At 70.4% G+C, this 18,416-nt stretch carries 12 protein-coding genes; 10 read left to right on the top strand and 2 right to left on the bottom strand.

The window, feature by feature from the left end; all coding sequences use genetic code 11:
- The first annotated feature begins 7 nt into the window (after positions 1–7).
- The 7 genes from B0I29_RS43790 (at position 8) to B0I29_RS43760 (ending at position 10,233) form a co-directional block, all read left to right on the top strand.
- Complete coding sequence (locus tag B0I29_RS43790; RefSeq protein WP_111655102.1) at positions 8–1,120, top strand: glycosyltransferase family 4 protein; 1,113 nt, start codon at positions 8–10, stop codon at positions 1,118–1,120.
- Positions 1,117–3,339 carry a hypothetical protein gene (locus B0I29_RS43785; RefSeq protein ID WP_245973203.1) on the top strand — a complete coding sequence of 741 codons (2,223 nt, stop codon included), beginning with the start codon at positions 1,117–1,119 and terminating at the stop codon, positions 3,337–3,339. The genes B0I29_RS43790 and B0I29_RS43785 overlap by 4 nt, the downstream gene beginning before the upstream one ends.
- A gap of 137 nt (positions 3,340–3,476) precedes the next feature.
- Positions 3,477–5,156, top strand: coding sequence for a CTP synthase (locus tag B0I29_RS43780; protein WP_111655101.1), 1,680 nt, complete (start codon positions 3,477–3,479; stop codon positions 5,154–5,156).
- Positions 5,153–5,725 (top strand): NUDIX domain-containing protein, encoded by a 573-nt coding sequence (locus B0I29_RS43775; RefSeq protein ID WP_111655100.1) that lies wholly within the window; start codon positions 5,153–5,155, stop codon positions 5,723–5,725. Before B0I29_RS43780 ends, B0I29_RS43775 begins: the two co-directional genes overlap by 4 nt.
- A 761-nt stretch (positions 5,726–6,486) precedes the next feature.
- Positions 6,487–7,332, top strand: coding sequence for a CPBP family intramembrane glutamic endopeptidase (locus tag B0I29_RS43770; protein WP_181558290.1), 846 nt, complete (start codon positions 6,487–6,489; stop codon positions 7,330–7,332).
- Between the two features lie 142 nt (positions 7,333–7,474).
- Positions 7,475–9,811 carry a hypothetical protein gene (locus B0I29_RS43765; RefSeq protein ID WP_111655098.1) on the top strand — a complete coding sequence of 779 codons (2,337 nt, stop codon included), beginning with the start codon at positions 7,475–7,477 and terminating at the stop codon, positions 9,809–9,811.
- Positions 9,812–9,822: 11 nt separating this feature from the next.
- The gene (locus tag B0I29_RS43760; RefSeq protein WP_111655097.1) at positions 9,823–10,233 is read left to right on the top strand and encodes a VOC family protein; all 411 of its coding nucleotides are present in this window, start codon (positions 9,823–9,825) and stop codon (positions 10,231–10,233) included.
- Here the strand turns inward: B0I29_RS43760 and B0I29_RS43755 are convergent.
- Complete coding sequence (locus B0I29_RS43755; protein WP_183192688.1) at positions 10,206–13,733, bottom strand: WD40 domain-containing protein; 3,528 nt, start codon at positions 13,731–13,733, stop codon at positions 10,206–10,208. The genes B0I29_RS43760 and B0I29_RS43755 overlap by 28 nt on opposite strands.
- 363 nt (positions 13,734–14,096) lie before the next feature.
- Here B0I29_RS43755 and B0I29_RS47265 point away from each other — a divergent pair, with 363 nt between their 5' ends.
- Positions 14,097–14,645, top strand: a complete 549-nt coding sequence (locus B0I29_RS47265; protein WP_245973202.1) for a hypothetical protein — start codon at positions 14,097–14,099, stop codon at positions 14,643–14,645.
- Between the two features lie 451 nt (positions 14,646–15,096).
- On the opposite strand, the gene B0I29_RS43745 is transcribed toward B0I29_RS47265, so the two are convergent.
- Positions 15,097–16,245 carry a barstar family protein gene (locus B0I29_RS43745; protein WP_111655094.1) on the bottom strand — a complete coding sequence of 383 codons (1,149 nt, stop codon included), beginning with the start codon at positions 16,243–16,245 and terminating at the stop codon, positions 15,097–15,099.
- Between the two features lie 128 nt (positions 16,246–16,373).
- On the opposite strand from B0I29_RS43745, the gene ald reads away from it, so the two are divergent.
- A complete protein-coding gene (ald, locus tag B0I29_RS43740) occupies positions 16,374–17,489 on the top strand; it encodes an alanine dehydrogenase (RefSeq protein ID WP_111655093.1) in 1,116 nt (371 codons plus the stop codon).
- Positions 17,486–18,391, top strand: coding sequence for a site-specific tyrosine recombinase XerD (xerD, locus tag B0I29_RS43735; RefSeq protein ID WP_111655114.1), 906 nt, complete (start codon positions 17,486–17,488; stop codon positions 18,389–18,391). Before ald ends, xerD begins: the two co-directional genes overlap by 4 nt.
- The last annotated feature ends 25 nt before the right edge of the window (positions 18,392–18,416 follow it).

The following is an 18,416-nucleotide window of genomic DNA, read 5'->3' as shown; positions in this document are numbered from 1 at the left end:
CCCGTCCGTGAGCAGCGACGACAGGTGGCGTGGCTCGGTTGTGCTGGTCCTCGCGTCCAGCACCGGCGGGATCGGCCAGCACGTCGCCTCGCTGGCCCGGGGACTGGTCGAGGCCGGTTGCCGGGTGCTGGTCTGCGGCCCGGCCGCGACCGACGCGCACTTCGGGTTCAGCACGTCCGGTGTCGAGTTCGCGCCGGTGGAGATTCCGGCCGACCCCGGGCCGCAGGACTCCGGCGCGATCCGGCAGCTGCGCAAGGCCATCACCGGCCGGGACGCCGAGGTGATCCACGCACACGGGTTGCGGGCCGGATTCGTGGTGTCGCTCGCGCGTACCGCAGTGCCCCTGGTGGTGACCTGGCACAACGCCGTGCTCGCGCGTGGCCTGAAAGGCCAGGCCGGAGCGCTGCTGGAGCGGATCGTGGCGCGTAACGCCGCGCTCACCCTGGGCGCCTCACAGGACCTGGTGGACCGGGCCGTCACGATGGGTGCGAAACACGCCCGGCTCGGCCCGGTGGCCTCACCCCGGCTGGACCCGCCGAAGCGCACCCGATCGGCGGTGCGCGCCGAGTTCCGGCTCAAGGCCGCGACCCCGCTGATCCTGTCGGTCGGCCGGCTGCACCCGCAGAAACGCTACGACCTGCTCGTCGACGCCGCCGCCCGGTGGCGTGACCTGACGCCCGCGCCGGTGGTGGCGGTGGCCGGCTCCGGGCCGAGCTACATGCCCCTGGCGCAACGGGCGTCGCAGCTGCACGCCCCGTTCCACCTGCTCGGGCACCGCGGCGACGTGCCCGACCTGCTGCTCGGCGCGGACCTGGCGGTGGTCACCAGCGACTGGGAGGCCCGGCAGCTGTTCACCCAGGAGGCCCTGTACGCCGGTGTGCCGCTGATCGTCACCGCGGTCGGCGGGCTGCCCGGGCTGGTCGGTGACGCCGCCGTGGTGATCCCGCCGGGTGACCTGGACGCGCTCGACGAAGCGGTCCGCCGGATGCTGGCCGACCCCGAGCTGCGCGCCGATTACGCGGCCCGTGGCCCCGTGCAGGCGGCGACCTGGCCGACCGAGCCGGATGTGGTTGCCGACGTGTGCTCCGCGTACGCCGAGGTCACGGCGGTCCGCCGGTGATCAAGGACCGGCTGCGCCGGGTTCAGCGTCCGGGTGTCGCACCCACCCGTGCCTGGGTGCCTTATCTTTTGCTGGCCCTGGTCGCGGTGACCAGCCTGGCCGGGTTGACGATCCGTCCCGACGAGCAGGCCAGCCGCGGCGCCGCCGATTACGTGGTGGTGGCGGCCGCGCCCGGCCTGCGCTGGGAGGACCTGGACCCGCAGCGCACCCCGGCACTCTGGCAGGAGGCGAAAGCGGGCTCGGTCGGCTGGCTGACCGTGCGATCCGCGCACGCGGTGACCTGCCCGGCCGACGGGTTCCTGACGCTGGGCGCCGGCAACTACGCGGCCTGGGACTCCCGGGAGGTGACCGGCCGCTGCCCCGCGGCCGAGCCCCAGCTCACCCGCCCGGACGGCATCGGCGCGAACGTCGTCGACCAGCGCACCGTGGTCCGCAACAACCAGGACCGGATGCCGTACGGCACCACGCCGGGCGCCCTCGCCGAATCGGTGCGCTGCACGGTGGCCGTCGGCCCCGGCGCGGCGATCGCGGCGGCCCGCCCGTTCGGCCGCGTCGACAAGTACGTCCCGGAACTGCCCGCGGACCCGTCCACCCTGCTCGGTGACTGTGTGCTCAGCGTGGTCGACCTCGGCACCATCAACGGCAGCGGTGCCGAACGTCAGGCCGACGTCGCCGCCGCCGACGCGGTCCTGGCCCGGGTCCTCAGCTCCCGCCCGGAACGCTCGCTCATGCTGATCGCCGGGATCTCCGACACCGACCCCAGCTCCCGGCTGCACGTCGCGATCGCCGAAGGACCGGGCTGGGAGGGCGGCTGGCTCACCTCGGCCGGCACCGGCCGCGACGGATATCTGCAACTGGTCGACCTGGCGCCGACCGTGCTGTCGGCGCTGGGCCGCCCGGCGCCGGAGAAGCTGTTCTCCGGGTACGCGGCCACCGTCGCCGACGGCCGCCCGGCCGACCCGGCCGAGGCCATGCAGGGCGAACACGACGCCGACCGGCGGGCGATCGCCCAGCGCGGCGTCACCGAGATCTTCTTCGCGGTGCTGGCGATCGTGCAGCTGCTGCTGTTCGCCGCCACGATCCCGGTGCTGATCCGGGCCCGCCGGCACGCCGGACCGGCCGGGCCGTCGCTGCCACCGCGCCGCCTCGTGGCGATCGTCGAGGCCGCCCTGATCGCGGCCGGGCTGGCGATCCCGGCGGCGCTCGTCGCCGACCTGGTGCCGTGGTGGAGCAGCGAGCATCCGGCGTGGGCGTTCGGCTCGGCCACGGCCGCGCTGATGGTGCTCGGCACGCTGGTGATCCGGCTGTCGCCGCGGTACCCGCGCACCCTGTGGCCGATGGGCGCGGTCTCCGCGGTCGCCGTCGTGGTGGTCGCGCTGGACCTGCTCACCGGCGCCCGGCTCCAGCTCAACGGCGTGGCCGGCTACTCGGCGGTGTACGGCATCCGTTACGCCGGCGTCGGCAGTGTCGGGCTCGGCGTCTTCGTGGCCGGTCTGATGCTGCTGGCCGGCTGCGTGGCCCAGTGGGTCACCCGGCAGTGGCGCCCGCTGATCATGGTGATCTTCGGTGGACTGGGTGTCGTCGTGGTCGGCAGCCCGTACCTCGGCGCCGACCCGACCGGCGCGATCGCGGTGACCGCCGGGGTGTGCGTCGCGGCGGCGATCAGCACCGGCGGCTGGCTGACGTTCCCGCGGTTCGCCTGGGCGGCTCTGGCCGGTCTGGTGGTCACCATCGGGTTCGCGGTCTTCGACCTGAGCCGGCCGGAGCTGGAACAGGGCACCCTCGGCCGGTTCCTGACCTCGCTCGGCAACGGCACCGCCGGGCCGGCCATGCAGCGGGCCGCCGCGGCGAGCGGTCAGGCACTGGTGGACAGCCCTCTCACGCTCCTCGCGCTCTTCGGTGCCCTGATGCTCGCCTTCTGCCAGTTCTCCCCGTGGGGTGGCCTCAACCGGGTCTACGGGCTGCATCCGGCGGTCCGCGCGGGTATCGCCGGCACCACGGTGGCGACCCTGATCGCCGGACTGTTCGGCGGGACGGCTCTCGGGGTGTCCGGAACGGCGGCGGCGCTGGCCGTTCCGGTGGCGGTGCTCACGGCGTTACGTGTTCTCCTTCACGCCGCCGACCGCAGCTCGTCGCCCGGCGAAACGGACGGACCGGGCGGACCGTTGCTACGCAAATCCGACGATGATCCAGTTCAGGCGGGTGAAAGAGCCGTCTGAGGGCCCGCTGACACGCGTGCCGAGCAGCCCAGACGTGGCGGCTCCGGCAAACAGTGTTACGGTGAATTCCCGTGGATGGGGCTTTAACCGGCCCTTGCCGCAAGTTGGAGAAAGACAGGCGACCACGGGAGCGGGCCTTGGCCTCATCAGTGCGCGACACGCGGCACATCTTCGTCACCGGGGGCGTCGCCTCCTCGCTGGGCAAGGGCCTCACCGCCTCCAGCCTCGGCAATCTGCTCACCGCCCGCGGTCTCCGCGTCGTGATGCAGAAGCTGGACCCTTATCTGAACGTCGACCCAGGAACGATGAACCCGTTCCAGCACGGCGAGGTCTTCGTGACGGAGGACGGCGCCGAGACGGACCTCGACGTCGGCCATTACGAGCGCTTCCTCGACCGGGATCTCTCCGGCAAGGCGAACGTCACGACCGGCCAGGTCTACTCGGCGGTCATCGCCCGGGAGCGGCGCGGCGAATACCTGGGCGATACCGTGCAGGTCATCCCGCACATCACCAACGAGATCAAGAGCCGCATCTTCGCGATGGGCGACCCGGACGAGAACGGTCTCGTCCCGGACGTCGTCATCACCGAGGTGGGCGGCACGGTCGGCGACATGGAGTCGCTGCCGTTCCTCGAGGCGATCCGTCAGGTGCGCCACGAGGTCGGCCGGGACCACGTCTTCTACCTGCACGTCTCCTTGGTGCCTTATCTGGCGCCGTCGGGCGAGCTGAAGACGAAGCCGACCCAGCACTCGGTGGCGGCGCTGCGCAACATCGGTATTCAGCCGGACGCGCTGATCTGCCGCAGTGACCGGGAGATCCCGGACAAGATGAAACACAAGCTGGCGCTCTACTGCGACGTCGACCGTGAGGCCGTCATCGCCTGTCCGGACGCGCCCAGCATCTACGACATCCCGAAGGTCCTGCACGACGAGGGCCTCGACGCGTACGTCGTGCGCCGTCTCGGCCTGTCGTTCCGGGACGTCAACTGGAAGACCTGGAACGACCTGCTGGAGCGCGTGCACCACCCGAAGCGCACCATCACGATCGCGCTGGTCGGCAAGTACGTCGATCTGCCGGACGCGTACCTGTCGGTCTCCGAGGCGATCCGGGCGGCCGGCTTCGGCAACACCGTCAAGATCAAGCTGCGCTGGGTGCCGAGCGACGAGTGCGTCACCCCGGCCGGCGCCGCCGCCGCTCTCAAGGGCGCCGACGGCATCGTCATCCCGGGCGGCTTCGGCGTCCGCGGCATCGAGGGCAAGGTCAACACCTCGCGGTACGCGCGGGAGAACCAGGTCCCGATCCTCGGCCTCTGCCTCGGCCTGCAGTGCATGACGATCGACGCGGCCCGCAACATGGCCGGTCTCACCGGGGCGAACTCGCTGGAGTTCGACGAGCGCGCCACCTATCCGGTCATCTCCACGATGGCCGACCAGGAGGACATCGTCGCAGGCAAGGGCGACCTGGGTGGCACCATGCGCCTGGGTGCGTACCCGGCCGCTCTCAAGGAGGGCTCCATCGTCGCCGAGGTGTATGGCGCCACGGAGATCTCCGAGCGGCACCGGCACCGCTACGAGGTGAACAACGACTACCGCGACAAGCTGTCGCAGGCCGGCCTGGTCTTCTCCGGTACGTCGCCGGACGGCCGGCTCGTCGAGTTCATCGAGCTGGACCGCGACGTCCACCCGTACTTCGTGGCCACACAGGCTCACCCCGAGCTGAAGAGCCGCCCGACCCGGCCGCACCCGCTCTTCGACGGCCTGGTCAAGGCCGCGATCGCCTACGCGGCCGCGGACGAGCTGCCGGTCGCGCCCGAATGACCTTCGCCCACGAGCGGCTCTCCCGCACCGATCGGTTCCACGGGGCGATCTTCTCGGTCTACACCGACGAGATCACCATGTCCGACGGCACCTCCGCCGCCCGCGACGTGGTGGAGAACCGCGGCGCGGTGGTCGTCGTTGCCCTCGACGATCAGGACCAGGTGGTCCTGATCAAGCAGTACCGGCATCCGGTGCGCTCCCACCTGTGGGAGCTGCCGGCCGGCCTGCGCGACGTCGAGGGTGAGGACCCGGCACTGACCGCGGCCCGCGAACTGGCCGAGGAGGCAGACCTCACGGCCGGCCGCTTCGACCACCTCGTCGACCTGCACACCTCACCGGGCTTCAGCGACGAGTTCGTGCTGGTCTACCTGGCCCGCGACCTTGCTGAGGTGCCGGCGGCGGACCGGCACGTGCGCACCGCCGAGGAAGCCGACATCGAGGTCCACCGCGTCCCCCTGGACAAAGCGGTCGAAATGGCCCTGCGCGGCGAAATCACCAACGCGGCAGCGGTAGCGGGCCTTCTCGCCGCCGCCCGCGCCCGCGACACCGCCTGGGCGCTCCTCCGCTAACCCCTGTTTCGCGATCCGGCGCCGGGCCATTGTGGTCCGGCGCCGTTTCTTTTGATACGCGAGACCGGGCCTCGACAACCGCATCAACCACCTCCCGTGGTCTCTCGACACCTGCCGGCCCCTCCCGCCGGCGCGCTCCGCCGCCGGCCCCGGCGCCCCCTCACCCCCGACCGGCTGGCGCTCGCGGTCGCGCGGGCGCCGTTTTCACGACCGCAAGCGCAAGCCGGCGTGGCCCGGCTTGCGCTCGTGGTCGCGCAGGGCCCGTTTTCGCGACCGCAAGCGCGAGCCGGCGTGGCCGGGCTGGTGCTTGTGGTCGCGTAGGGCCTGAATTCGCGACCGCGAGCGCAAGCTGACGCCCGCCGGCCGGTCGGCTGTACGGCACGGCTGTTGGCTGTACATGGTGGCGACCCTGCTGTGCAGCCGGTGGGGGACGCCGGGTCCGGCGGCGGAAGGTGCGGCCGCTCTCGCGGCGAGGCGTTGCTCGGATTTTGTGCGGTTGGGCCGCCCGGGCGACCGCGAACTCACAAGTTCCGGGAAGGCCGCCGCCGCGGCGTGTCGACGTCGGGCGGTTCGCGAGTGTTCTGGTGACGTGCTGTCGCCACGTGCGGCTGGGGGGTGAGGGGCGCCGGGGCCGGCGGCGGAGCGCGCCGGGGGGAGGGCCGGCAGGTGTTGGACTCTCGGGTGCGGGCGGGCTTGCGGTTGTCCGGCCTCGGTTACGCGTATCCATGGATGGGTTTGCTTGTGGTGTCCATGATGGATTGATGCTGACCAGGGGGTTGACCGGGGCGGGGATCGGGCTGCTTGCTGGTGCGCCGGTGGTGTTATGGCTGATGGGGCGGACGGCGCTGGCCACGTCGGCTGATGCGGAGGCCGGGGGTGTGCCGCTCGCGGCGGTGGTGGTGCCCTATGTCGTTGGACTGATTTTGATCAGGCTGGTGCCGCCGAAGCTGCCGTTGTTGGAGCGTTCCGACGATGAGCGGCTGCGGCGGCAGGTGGTGTGGCTGGCCGGGTTGGCGCTGCTGTTTCCGGTGGCGGGGCTGCTGCTCGGTGAGTCGGCGATTTATCCGATCGCGAAGATTTTGATCCTGCTGGGCGGGGCCTGGGTGGTGCTGCGGCGGATTCCCGCGGTGTCGCCGGCGGGCGAGCATCGTGCGCGGATCCCGCGGTTCTGGTACTGGCTCGGACCCGGTGTGGTGATCGCCGTCTGGGGATATCTGTTCTTCTACAGCCCGCTGGTCGAGACCGACATTTCCGGATATGGGGACTGGGGCCGGGTGGAGCTTGCCGTGGTCGCGCTCTACACGTTTCTGACCGCGAGTGTTCTTGAGGAGATCTTCTATCGGGTGATTCTGCAGACCCGCCTCGAAGCGCTCTGGGGGCGGTGGCCGGCGATCGTCGCGACGGCGCTGCTGTTCGTGGCGATGCACGTGCACCGGTACGCGGACGGACCGTTTCTGGACATCACCCTGCTGATCCTGACGTCCAACGGTGCACTCGGGGTGTTCGCCGGATACCTCTGGTCGAAGTACCGCAACGTGTGGGCGCTGATCGTGGTGCACGGGGCGATCAATGGGCTGGCGCTGGTCCCGTTGCTGATCGGGTGGTGATTTCTTGGCGCACAGCAGTTGGCCTCGCTCTGAACGGGTCATGGAATACCCCCTCTGACCTGTGGTTTTGCTGTCCGTGGCCGGGCGAGCGACGCAACGACGATCCGTTAGCGTGCTGCCGATCGGGAGCCATGGGGGACAAGTGAGCGAATCAACGGCGGTCATCGAGCGGGTGCCCGCGCCGGCGCCGGCCGAGGTCAAGGCCGAGCGGACGACGGACCTGTTGCGGGTGCTGCCCTGGCTGGTCGTCGTGGCGGTGCTGCTCGGGTTGCTGACCTGGTCGAACACGCCCGGCGTCGAGACGCTGCGGTACGCGGTCTACTGGCCGCTCGGTGTGCTGGTGCCCGGCGTGCTCGTCTACCGGGCGCTGCGCGGCAGCCGCGGCAACCTGCCGGAGGACATCGGGTTCGGCGCGACCGCGGGCATCGCGGTGCAGCTGATCGGCTGGGCGATCTTCGTGAGCCTCGGGATCGGCGGGGTTCTGTGGGTGTGGCCGCTGCTGGTGATCGCCGTGTTCGCGGCGGTGCCCGGCCTGCGCCGGCACTGGCGGATCGAGGACCCGCAGCCGCTGCCGCTCGCCTGGTCGTGGGCGATCGCCGCGATCGCGGTGCTGGCCGTCGCGGTCCTCGGGCTCGGTGAGTGGGCGACCAACCCGCTGCCGCCGGTCACCCACTCGCTGTTCGGCGACATCTACTACCACTGGGCGAACGCCGCCCAGCTCAGCCACACGATCTTCCCGACCCAGCCGCAGATGGCCGGCGAGCCGCTGAAGTACCACTGGTTCTCCGACGCGTTCCGGGCCTCGGCCACGATGATCAGCGGCGCCGAGCTGGCGACAGTGATGCTGCGCCTCTGGGCCGGACCGATCGTGATCACCACGGTCCTGGTCATTGCCGGCCTGGCGCGGCAGGCGAGCCGGGTGTGGTGGGCCGGGCCGGTCGCCGCGTTCGTGGCGGTGGCGCTGCCGCTCGCCTCGATCTGGCCGGAGTTCTCGAGCTGGCCGGTGACCGTCGAGCCCTGGTACAGCCCGACGCTGACCTTCTCGATCCCGTTCGTGACCGTGGTCGCGGCGCTGCTGGTCGACATGGCGCGGGGCGTGCCCTTGAAAAAACGCGGCTGGGCGCTGTTCGGCATGCTGCTCGTCGTCGCCACGGCCAGCAAGTCCAGCTCGCTGCCGGTGCTGCTCGGCGGCATCATGCTCGGCGGGCTCGCGCTCTGGGTGATCACCCGGCAGCTCCCGAAGATGATGCTCGGCGCGCTCGGTGCGGCCGCGCTGGTCCTGGCGCTGACCGTGCCGTTCCTGGCCGGTGGCGGATCCGGCGCCGGCATCCAGTTCGGCGCCACGTTCAGCTTCAAGGGCCAGTACATCTGGGTGGTCGGCAAGGACCACATCCCCGGCACCGGCGGCATTCTGCCCGAGCAGATGTTCCACGTGCCGTGGGGTCTCAAGCTGATCCTGCCGGCGCTGGTGGTCTGCTTCGTGATCAGCCAGCTCGGCCGGGTCCTCGGCTTCGCCGCGCTGCTGCGCCGCGACATCCGCAAGGACGCGGCCGCCTGGGTCCTGGCCGGCATCGGCATCGCCGGCTGGGCCGGCGCGCTGCTGGTCAACCACACCGCCAACGGCGAGCTCTACTTCGTCTACTCGGCGATCCCGGCGCAGGCCGCGCTGACCGCGTGGCTGCTCACCGCGGTGGCGCCGCGCAAGGCGTACCTGCCGATCGCCGGCGGCCTGCTCGCCGGGGCGCTGACCGGCGCGCTGCTCTACCGGTTCGGTCCCGGCCTGGACGGGCCGTGGCAGGACCACTGGCGATACAACCTGGGCCGTCCGGTCATCGTGCTGCTGATCGTTCTGGCGATCGGCGCCGGCCTGTGGTGGCTGCACCGGCGGCGCTGGCCCGCCATGGTCGGCACCGGCCTGGCCGTGCTGGTCGCGGCCGGCATCGGGCTCGGCTGGGACACCACCTGGCGCGGCGTCTCCGGCCAGGCCGAGCAGGCGTTCAACGGCACCACGCCGTCGGCCGGCAAGAAGGGCGACTTCTGGGTCACCCAGAACGAGATGCGCGCGGCGGCCTGGCTCGCTGACAACGCGCCGGCTGAGGACTACGTGGCGACCAACGTGCACTGCGAGATGGTGAAGACCGACGCGGACTGCACCAACCGGTCGTTCTGGGTGTCGGCGCTGACCGAGCACGCGGTGGTGCTCGAAGGGTGGGCGTACCAGCCGGCCACGCAGTCGGCGCACGGGGAGAGCGGGATCCCGTACTTCAAGGCGGCGTCGCCGGAGCCGGAACGCCAGCGGATCAACGACGCGGCGTTCAGCGCGCCGACGGCTTCCGGCCTGGCCGAGCTCCGTGACCGTTATAAGGCGAAGTGGCTCTACGCCGACAAACGGGCTTCGCCGGTCTCGCCCGAGCTCGCCAACCTCGCCACCGAGCGGTTCCGGGCCGGGGACGTGATTGTCTACCAGCTTCCGGGGTAGAAACGCTTGGTGTGAGCGTTCCTAAGCTGAGGTCCTTCGTCCTGGACACCACCGACGCGCGGCGGCTCGCCGAGTTCTACCGCCACCTGCTCGGCCTGGAATATCGGCCGGGCGACGAGCCGCCGGCGTCTTCGGACGAGCCCGAGAAGGAATGGCTGGTCCTGCTCGCCGATGACGGGTCGTGGCAGCTGGCGTTCCAGCAGACCGACGGCATCACGCCGACGACCTGGCCGGACGACGCGGTGCCGCAGCAGATGCATCTGGACACGGCGGTCGACTCGAAAGCCGAGCTCGACCGCCAGCACGAGCGCGTGCTGAGCTTGGGCGGAACGTTGCGCTTCGATCGAAGCGACGACCCCGAAGAGCCACTACGTGTGTACGCCGACCCGGACGGTCACACGTTCTGTATTTTCGTCGGCTGAAGCGCGAAGCAGTACACGCCGCCGTAACCGCCGAGGAAGAGGCGCCGGCCGTCGGGGTGCCAGGCGAGTGATGCGGGCAGCCCGTCGACCCGGGTCAGAGCAATCACCCGGCGGGCGGCGACGTCCCAGACGCGGATGGCGCCGTCGTAGGAGCCTGAGGCGAGAAAGCGGCTGTCCGGGGTCGCGGCGAGAGCCGTGATCATGTCGACGCCGGCGACCAGCCGGGCGAGCAGCCGGTGAGCCGCCGGGTCCCAGAGCCTGATCGTGCCGTCGTCGCCTGCGCTGGCGAGCCATGTGGCGTCCGGAGCCGCGGCCAGGGCATGCAGCCGGCCGGCGTGGTCGCTGAGACGGGCCAGCTGCTCTCCGGTTTCCGGGTTCCAGAGCCGGACAGTGGTGTCGTGGCCCGCGCTGGCCAGCCATTCACCCGACGGCGCGGCGACAATGGCGGTGATCTCGCCCTTGTGGTGATTCAGGCGCTGCCAGGTCCTCAGGGTGCCAGGCCGTTTCAGGACGATCTCGCCACCGGCGTCGGTGAGCGCGAGCCAGTCGCCGGCGAATGCCATGGCCCAGCATTGACCGACGTCGCCTTCGCTCGTTTCGCCGCCGGACCACCTGATCCAGACTCGGCGGCCGCCCGCTGCGGCCAAATCGCCCCGTGGTGACACGGCGAGGCAGCGGATCTGGTCGTCGAAGAGATCGGCGACATACCGCGGACCGTCCGGATGCCACAGCCGAAGCGTGCTATCAGGATCTGAGGTCACCTGCGCGAGCCAGGAGCCGTCCGGCGCGACGGAGATCGGCCCCGTCGGCAGGTCGAGAGCGGATTCCCGAGGGTGTTCACCGCGGGAATCCGGATTCCAGGTACGGAGAAACCCGTCCACGCCGGCAGTCGCGATCCATCCGGCGCCGGATGCCGCGGCGACGGCCGTCACGTGGCTGGCGTGGCTGCGAATCTGGCTCGTCTCGCGTCCGGTGCTCACGTCACAGACATGCGTCAGCCCGGTCTGACCGGCGATGACGACCGACGAGCCGTCCGAGGTGACCACCACGGCGGTGGGGGTGTAGCCGATGCTTTCCGCGGCTTCGTCGATCACGCCGATCTGCTCGCCGGTGCGGGTGTCCCACACCGTGACCTGCCTGCCGCCGCCGGTCGTGACCAGCAGGGTGCCGTCCGGGCTCGCCGCGGCGGCGGTCAGCCATCGGCCGCTTTCGAAGGCGCCCCTCCGCTGCCGGGTCGCGACGTCCCAGGTGCTGACCGTTCCGTAGTAGGCCACCGCCGTGACCGTGGCGCCGCCAGGCGCGAAGAAGATGCTGACGATCCCGTCGATCCGGTGGAACGAGGAACGCACGATCCGGTCCACGATCCGGTGCCATCGGCGGATCGTCCGGGAGGGCGCGGTGATCAGGCGGGCCGCTGGCCGGCCGGTGCCTGCATGCCAGAGGGAGACCGTCCCGGTGATGCTGCCGGTCGCCACCCAGGAGCCGTCCGGCGAGATCGCGACCGCGGAGATCTTGTCGGGGTGTCCTTTGACAGCGGTCCGCAGCCGGCCGGTCGGGACGTCCCACAATCGGACCGATCCGTCGGCGCTGCCGCTCGCGACCGAGCCGCCGTCCGCCGAGACCGCCAGCGCGGTCACCCCGCGCTTGTGGCTGCCGAGCTGCCGGATCTCGCGGCCGGACTCCGGATCCCAGAGCCGGAGAACACCGTCCTCGCCGCCGCTGACGAGCCAGGTCGCGTCCGGGGCGATCGCGAGCGCGTTGATTCCGGCGGTCCGCCCGGTGAAAGCGCGGCGCAGGGCTGGATCGGGCAGATCCGGCAGCGGCCAGACGCTGCTGAGCGCGGATCGTTGCTGGAGCTCAGCGGCGAGCGCTCCCCAGTCCTCGTCGTGCGCCACTCGATCGAAGAGGATCTCGAGGCGTGCGCCGGGCGGCTCGGTCGGGGCCAGCAGGTGTGCGGTCTGCTGCAACAACTCGTTCAGCCGCCGGGCCTTCGGCGTGTCGATCAGGGAGAGGTCGGCGGCCGGCGCGGCCGGGCCGTTGTCCTCCAACCTGGTCGCCACCCAGCGCAGATCGGTGGCGACAGCGGCTGCCTCGTCGGCCCGGCCCGCCGACAGGAGGTGCTCGACGAGGTGGTCCCGCAGGTAGCGGCTGTGGTCCGGCAGATGCCACCAGGGTGTCACCCGGGCGGTGTCGAGCAGGACGCCGTGCAGCCGTTCGATCTCGGTGCCGCCGAGCCCGTCGGCCAGGTAGTCGCGGACGACGTCGTGCAGCCCGATCGTGCCGCCCTCGGCTGTTCCGATCAGCGTCAGCAGCGCCAGGTCGGCAAGGCGTGCACACAACCGCCGGGTCTCGGTCTCGTCCAGGGCGCCGGTGGCCTGCCAGAGCGCGGCGACCAGGGCGACCGGGACCACCTCGTCCTCGACGAAGATCGACAGCTCGGCGAACCGGGTCTGTTCCGCTGTGGTGAGCAGGCCGGCGCCGGCCTCGATGGTCGCGCCGATCGCCTTGTCCCGCTGTTCGGGCTTGTTGACGTCCAGCTGCTCGGGGACGACGCCGGTGAGCCGGTCCACGCTCAGCGGGCCCTCCCGGCGCAGCCGCGCCAGCAGGCCCCGGCCGGCCGCGGCCACGTCGGTGTGCGACCGGGTCTGGTCGAGGAGAAGCTTGTTGACCAGACGCAGCAGCAGCGGCCAGCTCCCGGCCTCGGCCAGCAACCCGTCGATCACCTCGGGCGGCAGGGGCTGCGGCAGGTCGGCGGTCAGGACCCGCCGGGACTGCACGGGCGACATCCGGTCCACCTTCACCGGGATCGCACCGCCCGCGACCAGTGTCGCCACCCGAGTGGTGACCAGCCGCGCGGATCTGCCCGCGACGGGGAACGCCGCCAGTTGATCGTCGTCCCAGACGTCGTCCAGAATGATCAACCGGCGTGGCCCTGCGGCGAGCACTGCCGCGAGGTGGTCGGCTGCCTGGCGTACGTCGGTGAAGGGTTGAGCGCGCGCCGGGTCGATCTGCTTGACCAGGTCGTTGATCTTTTCGACGAGCGCGCCTCGGCGCGCGTCGCGGCCGAGCGTCACCCAGTACACCCGGCGGCCGAAATGCCGGGAAACCCGGGCGTCGGCCCGGACCATCCGGGCGATCGTCGTCTTGCCGAACCCGCCGGCGCCGTGGACGGCCGTCGTGATGCCGACGGTCACGCCTCGGCGGCGGCGAAGGGCGCGGACGATGGCGGTCAGCTCACGGGGCCGATCCACCATCCACGGCTCGGGTGGCGGCGCTGCGGGGATCAGAGTCGCGCGCGAGGACTCGTACCCTCGCTGTGTCCACCAGAGCAACCACGCGCCGAGCGCGAGCGAAGGCACCGAGATCGCGGTCCAGCGCAGCGGATGATCTTCCATGGTGGGGAACCAGGGGGCATCGCCACCGGTCGCGACGTTGATCGCCACCGCGGAGAGCGCGGTGGCGACGGCCGTGAGCACGCCGGCGAGGATGATGGCGAGCATCCGCACGGTCCCATCCAATCCGAATCGGACCGTCGGCGCGACGACCCGGACGGTCAGACGTTCCGCACTTTCGTCGGCCGCGGATGTTAACCGGGGGCCTCGCCTGGCCCTCCTTTCGCTGTGCATTTCCTGTCTGGACACTTTGCGTTAGCCGTGTGCTGCTGCAATGCCGAATCGGATTCGCACACACGGGGGAACTGGGTACGTGGTAGAACCTCAAGTCCTGCGGCTTGACGCACATGCCGCCTCCGGTGAGTGGCTGACGTGGTGAACCGCTGGCGTTACGGGTTCTTCGCCGCCGTGCTGCTCGCAACGTCACTCCTGAGCGTTTCGCTGCAGCTCTTCGATGGTCCTCTCTGGCCGATGCTGATCGTGGTGTTGACGTTTGTTGTGCTTGCCGCGCTGTCGGGTTCTCGATATCGGCCCAGGAGACTGGTCCCGCGGCCCGCGGTGCCGGCCTTCGAGACACCGATCAATCCGTACCCGGTCTTGCTTCTCGGCATCCTGACCGTGACGACGGGTCTGCAGCTCTCCGAAGACATTCGCGACCTGCTGAACGGCGACGGGGAAGACTTGCCGCTGTCTGCGGGGTTGGCGACAGCTTTGGTGTTGGCCTGGTACGTGGCTCTGCACGTCGGCGGGCCGGTGCGGCTCGGGGTGGACGGGATTCGGCAGCCCCGGGTATTCGGGTCGAGGCTGGTGCCGTGGGACTCGGTCGGTCCGGACACGGTCGACAGCCGGCGGTCGGTGTCGCTCACCGGTGTGAATCCGGAGTTCCTGGACTGGGTGATTCAGCAGTATGTCGCGCGGCCTGAGCGCCGTTCCGGCATCGGGACGGAGGCTGAGCTCGCCCGGCTGGAGGCCGCTGGGGTAGGCCTGCCGGAGCGATGGAGCGACGCCGGCGAGCTTTGATGCCGACCTGTTGTTCGTCCTGGTCTTCCCAGCAGGCGTCTGGGGGAGCGATGTATCTCTTTGCAGGCCACACCCGCAGCGGGTGTAGGACTCGTGATCGATATGCCGCGGTCAGTCCCCGGGCCGTATAAAACGCCGCTCCCTGCACCGCCCGCTCGTTATGTGCCGTCACCGTGGAAATGGCTTGGGCGCTTCCCGCCGTAAGAGAAGACATGAGCGTATCGACGATGCAATACGCCGTCACGAATTGCAGGATCGCGAGAAGGCACATCACACCCGGCCGGCTGAAAATTCAGAACCCCGCAGGTCAGCATGCACCAGGTTGTCCACATGGACGACCCACGGCGCCGGATCAATCCGCTGCACCACCTCATGCGGATTGGACGATATCGGCAGCGAGGAAATGCGCCACCCGCGCCAGGAAATCGCGATTCGAGCGCATGACCGAAATCTATCGTAGATCGACGTCCACGCCGGCGACGGTGAGCAGTCCGACGAGCTGGTCCATGGTCAGCGCCGGCGCCCACCACCGCCGGTCGTAGCCCGGTTTCAGCGAAGCCCGCGCGATCGCCGAGTCGTGCCAGATCAGCTGGAATCCGGGTGCGGCGCCCCAGCCGCCCTGGAGGCAGTCGTGCAGCGCGCCGAGGTTCCATCCGAAGTAGCCGCCGGGGCCGTTGACCGCCTCGCCGATCGCGCAGTAGAAGCCCTCTTCGTCGGTGATGTGCCGTCCGTCGAGTTCGAAGACGCCGTCCGCGACGTCAACGCCGTGCCGGTGGTGGGCGAGGGCCGCGCCGGCCCACTCCTGGCGCAGCTCGCGATCGTAGGAAGCCCAGCTGGCGAGCATCGCCGGACGCCCGTCGCGCCAGCGTTCCCACACGTCACCGGCGTGCTGCGGGCGCGGCGGCCCGATCGCGTCGGCGTACGTCGGCTGGAACTCCACGTCGACCAGACCCTCACCGAGCGACGATGGCCGGACCGCGGACACCTCGGCGCCGAGGCCGGCGTCGAGCAGCCGGGTGGCGGTGCCGTCGTGGGCGACGCTGAAGACCGACGCGTGCACCCAGCGGCGGTGACGGGAGGCGGCGCCGCGTTCCAGGGCGTCGATGGCACGTTGCAGCCGGGTGCCGGGCCGGCAGCCGAGCAGGGTGGCCGGGCGGGGCAGCGGTGCGGGTGGCTGCCGGCAGACGCCGTCGATGTCGCCGCACAACCCGAAGTCCTCATCGAAGCCGACCCCGGCCAGCTTGTAGCCCATCTTGTCGGGGCTCTTGCGGGTTCCCGCTCGCATCCGCCCGGACAGCACCACGTCGAGCGGGCCGTGCCGCGACTCCCGGAGAGCCGACACCACTGTCACGTCCAGCAGCTCCTGATCGAGATCAGGCGACCCGAGCGCTTCCAGACCGATATTGCCCACCCACAGAGGACCCGTGCCGTCGCAGGCCGCGCGGAGCCTGCCGGTGGGCCGGCAATCGAGCAGTGAGTAACGCTCCAGGGGCGGTTCGCTCACCGGAGCGAACAACCCGTCGATGTCGGCACACGCCGCGACGACGTTGTCACCGTCATCGATGGTCTCATCGACCAGAAGCCACGGAAGGCCGATCATCGGGCGACCGTACCCCCTCGCCGCCAAGAGGGGTATCCCGGGATTGAAGCGACGAAACTACAGGCACACGGGGGTACTCTCCGCGCAAAGAGGACCAGCTCAGCGTTGAGAGAGGACGGTGTCGGCTGATGAGGGTCGGCATTCCCCAAGAGGTCAAGAACAACGAGTTCCGGGTGGCGATCACCCCGGCGGGAGTCTACGAATTGGCCCGTTGGGGCCATCAGGTGTTCGTTCAGTCCGGTGCGGGGGTGGGCTCCTCGATCACGGACGGTGACTTTCAGTCGGCGGGCGCGACGATCCTGCCGGACGCCGACGCGGTCTGGGAGACCGGCGACCTGATCCTGAAGGTCAAGGAACCGATCCCGGACGAGTACCACCGGATGCGGCCCGGTCAGGTCCTCTTCACCTACCTGCACCTGGCCGCCTCGAAGCAGTGCACCGACGCGCTGCTGGACCGCAAGGTCACCGGGATCGCGTACGAGACCGTCGAGCTGCCGGACCGCTCGCTGCCACTGCTGGCGCCGATGTCCGAGGTGGCCGGCCGGCTCGCTCCGCAGGTCGGCGCCTACCACCTGATGCGGCAGGGTGGTGGCCGCGGCGTGCTGATGGGCGGCGTGCCCGGGGTCTACGCGGCCAAGGTCGTCGTGATCGGCGCCGGCGTCTCCGGGCTCAACGCGGCGGCGATCGCGCTCGGCATGCAGGCCGAGGTGCTGCTGCTCGACAAGAACGTGGCCCGGCTGCGCGCGGTCGACGCCGACTATCGAGGGCACATCCAGACGATCGCTTCGAACGCGTACGAGGTGGAGAAAGCCGTCCTCGACGCCGACCTGGTGATCGGGGCGGTGCTGGTGCCCGGTGCGAAGGCGCCGACGCTGATCTCCAACGACCTGGTCGCCCGGATGAAGCCGGGCAGCGTGCTGGTCGACATCTCGATCGACCAGGGTGGCTGTTTCGAGGACTCGCGGCCGACGACGCACGACGATCCGACGTACCGGGTGCACGAGTCGATGTTCTACTGCGTGGCGAACATGCCCGGCGCGGTGCCGCACACGAGCACGTACGCGCTGACGAACGTGACTCTCCCGTACGCTCTGGAATTGGCCAATCGCGGCTGGCGCGACGCGCTGCGGACCGATCCGGCTCTGGCCGGTGGTCTCAACACGTTCGACGGGCAGGTCGTCTACGGACCGGTCGCGGAGGCGCACGGCATGCGTTCGATACCGCTGACGGAGGTGCTCCGCTGAGTGTTCAGCAGGCGATCGACACGTACCTCGACCACCTGGGCGTGGAGCGGGGCCTGTCCCGCAACACGCTCGCCTCTTACCGGCGTGACCTGGAGCGTTACGCCGGTGAGCTGGCCGAGTCGGGTATCACCGACCTGGCCGGGGTGCGTTTCGCCGACGTCACCGGCCACCTGACCCGGCTGCGCGAGAGCGGCCTCGCGTCGTCCTCGGCGGCGCGGGCCATCAGCGCCGTGCGCGGGCTGCATCGCTTCGCGGTCCGCGAGCGCTTGGTGGCCCAAGACGTGACAGCTGAGGTACGCCCACCGGCGCCACCGAAACGTCTCCCCAAAGCCCTGGCCGTGGAGGAGGTGAACCGGCTGCTCGCGGTACCGGACACGCATTCACCACTGGGCCTGCGCGACCGTGCCCTGCTGGAGTTCCTCTACGGCACCGGGGCGCGGATCTCCGAGGCGGTCGGCGCGGACATCGACGATGTGGACCTGGAAGACGTGACGCTGAGGGGCAAGGGCGGGAAAAGCCGGCTCGTTCCCATCGGCGGCTACGCGCGCAACGCCCTGGACGCCTACCGCACCCGGGCCCGCCCGATCCTCAGCGAGAACGGCCGCGGCACTCCGGCCGTCTTCCTGAACGCCCGCGGCGGCCGCCTCTCCCGGCAGAGCGCCTGGACCGTCCTGCACCGCTGCGCGAGCGAAGCGGGTCTGCAGACCGAGGGACCGTACGCCGTCTCGCCACACACCCTGCGTCACTCCTACGCCACGCATCTGCTCGACGGAGGTGCCGATGTACGGGTCGTTCAGGAACTGTTGGGACATGCCTCGGTAACCACGACGCAGGTGTATACGCTGGTGACCGTCGAGCGACTCCGCGAGGTGTACGCCACTTCTCACCCGCGCGCTCGTTGATGGATGCGTACCCACAGGTGCGACA

The sequence above is a fragment of the Actinoplanes lutulentus genome (assembly GCF_003259845.1).
Classification (GTDB): domain Bacteria; phylum Actinomycetota; class Actinomycetes; order Mycobacteriales; family Micromonosporaceae; genus Actinoplanes; species Actinoplanes lutulentus.
Note: the sequence above shows the minus strand (reverse complement) of the source record. Positions and strands in the feature narration are given on the sequence as shown.

Coding starts and splice junctions, on each gene's coding strand:
- B0I29_RS43775 (WP_111655100.1), top strand. CDS start 5,153: ATGACCTTCGCCCACGAGCGGCTCTCCCGCACCGATCGGTTCCACGGG.
- B0I29_RS43770 (WP_181558290.1), top strand. CDS start 6,487: ATGCTGACCAGGGGGTTGACCGGGGCGGGGATCGGGCTGCTTGCTGGT.
- B0I29_RS43755 (WP_183192688.1), bottom strand. CDS start 13,733: ATGCTCGCCATCATCCTCGCCGGCGTGCTCACGGCCGTCGCCACCGCG.
- B0I29_RS47265 (WP_245973202.1), top strand. CDS start 14,097: ATGCTGATCGTGGTGTTGACGTTTGTTGTGCTTGCCGCGCTGTCGGGT.
- B0I29_RS43745 (WP_111655094.1), bottom strand. CDS start 16,245: ATGATCGGCCTTCCGTGGCTTCTGGTCGATGAGACCATCGATGACGGT.
- ald (WP_111655093.1), top strand. CDS start 16,374: ATGAGGGTCGGCATTCCCCAAGAGGTCAAGAACAACGAGTTCCGGGTG.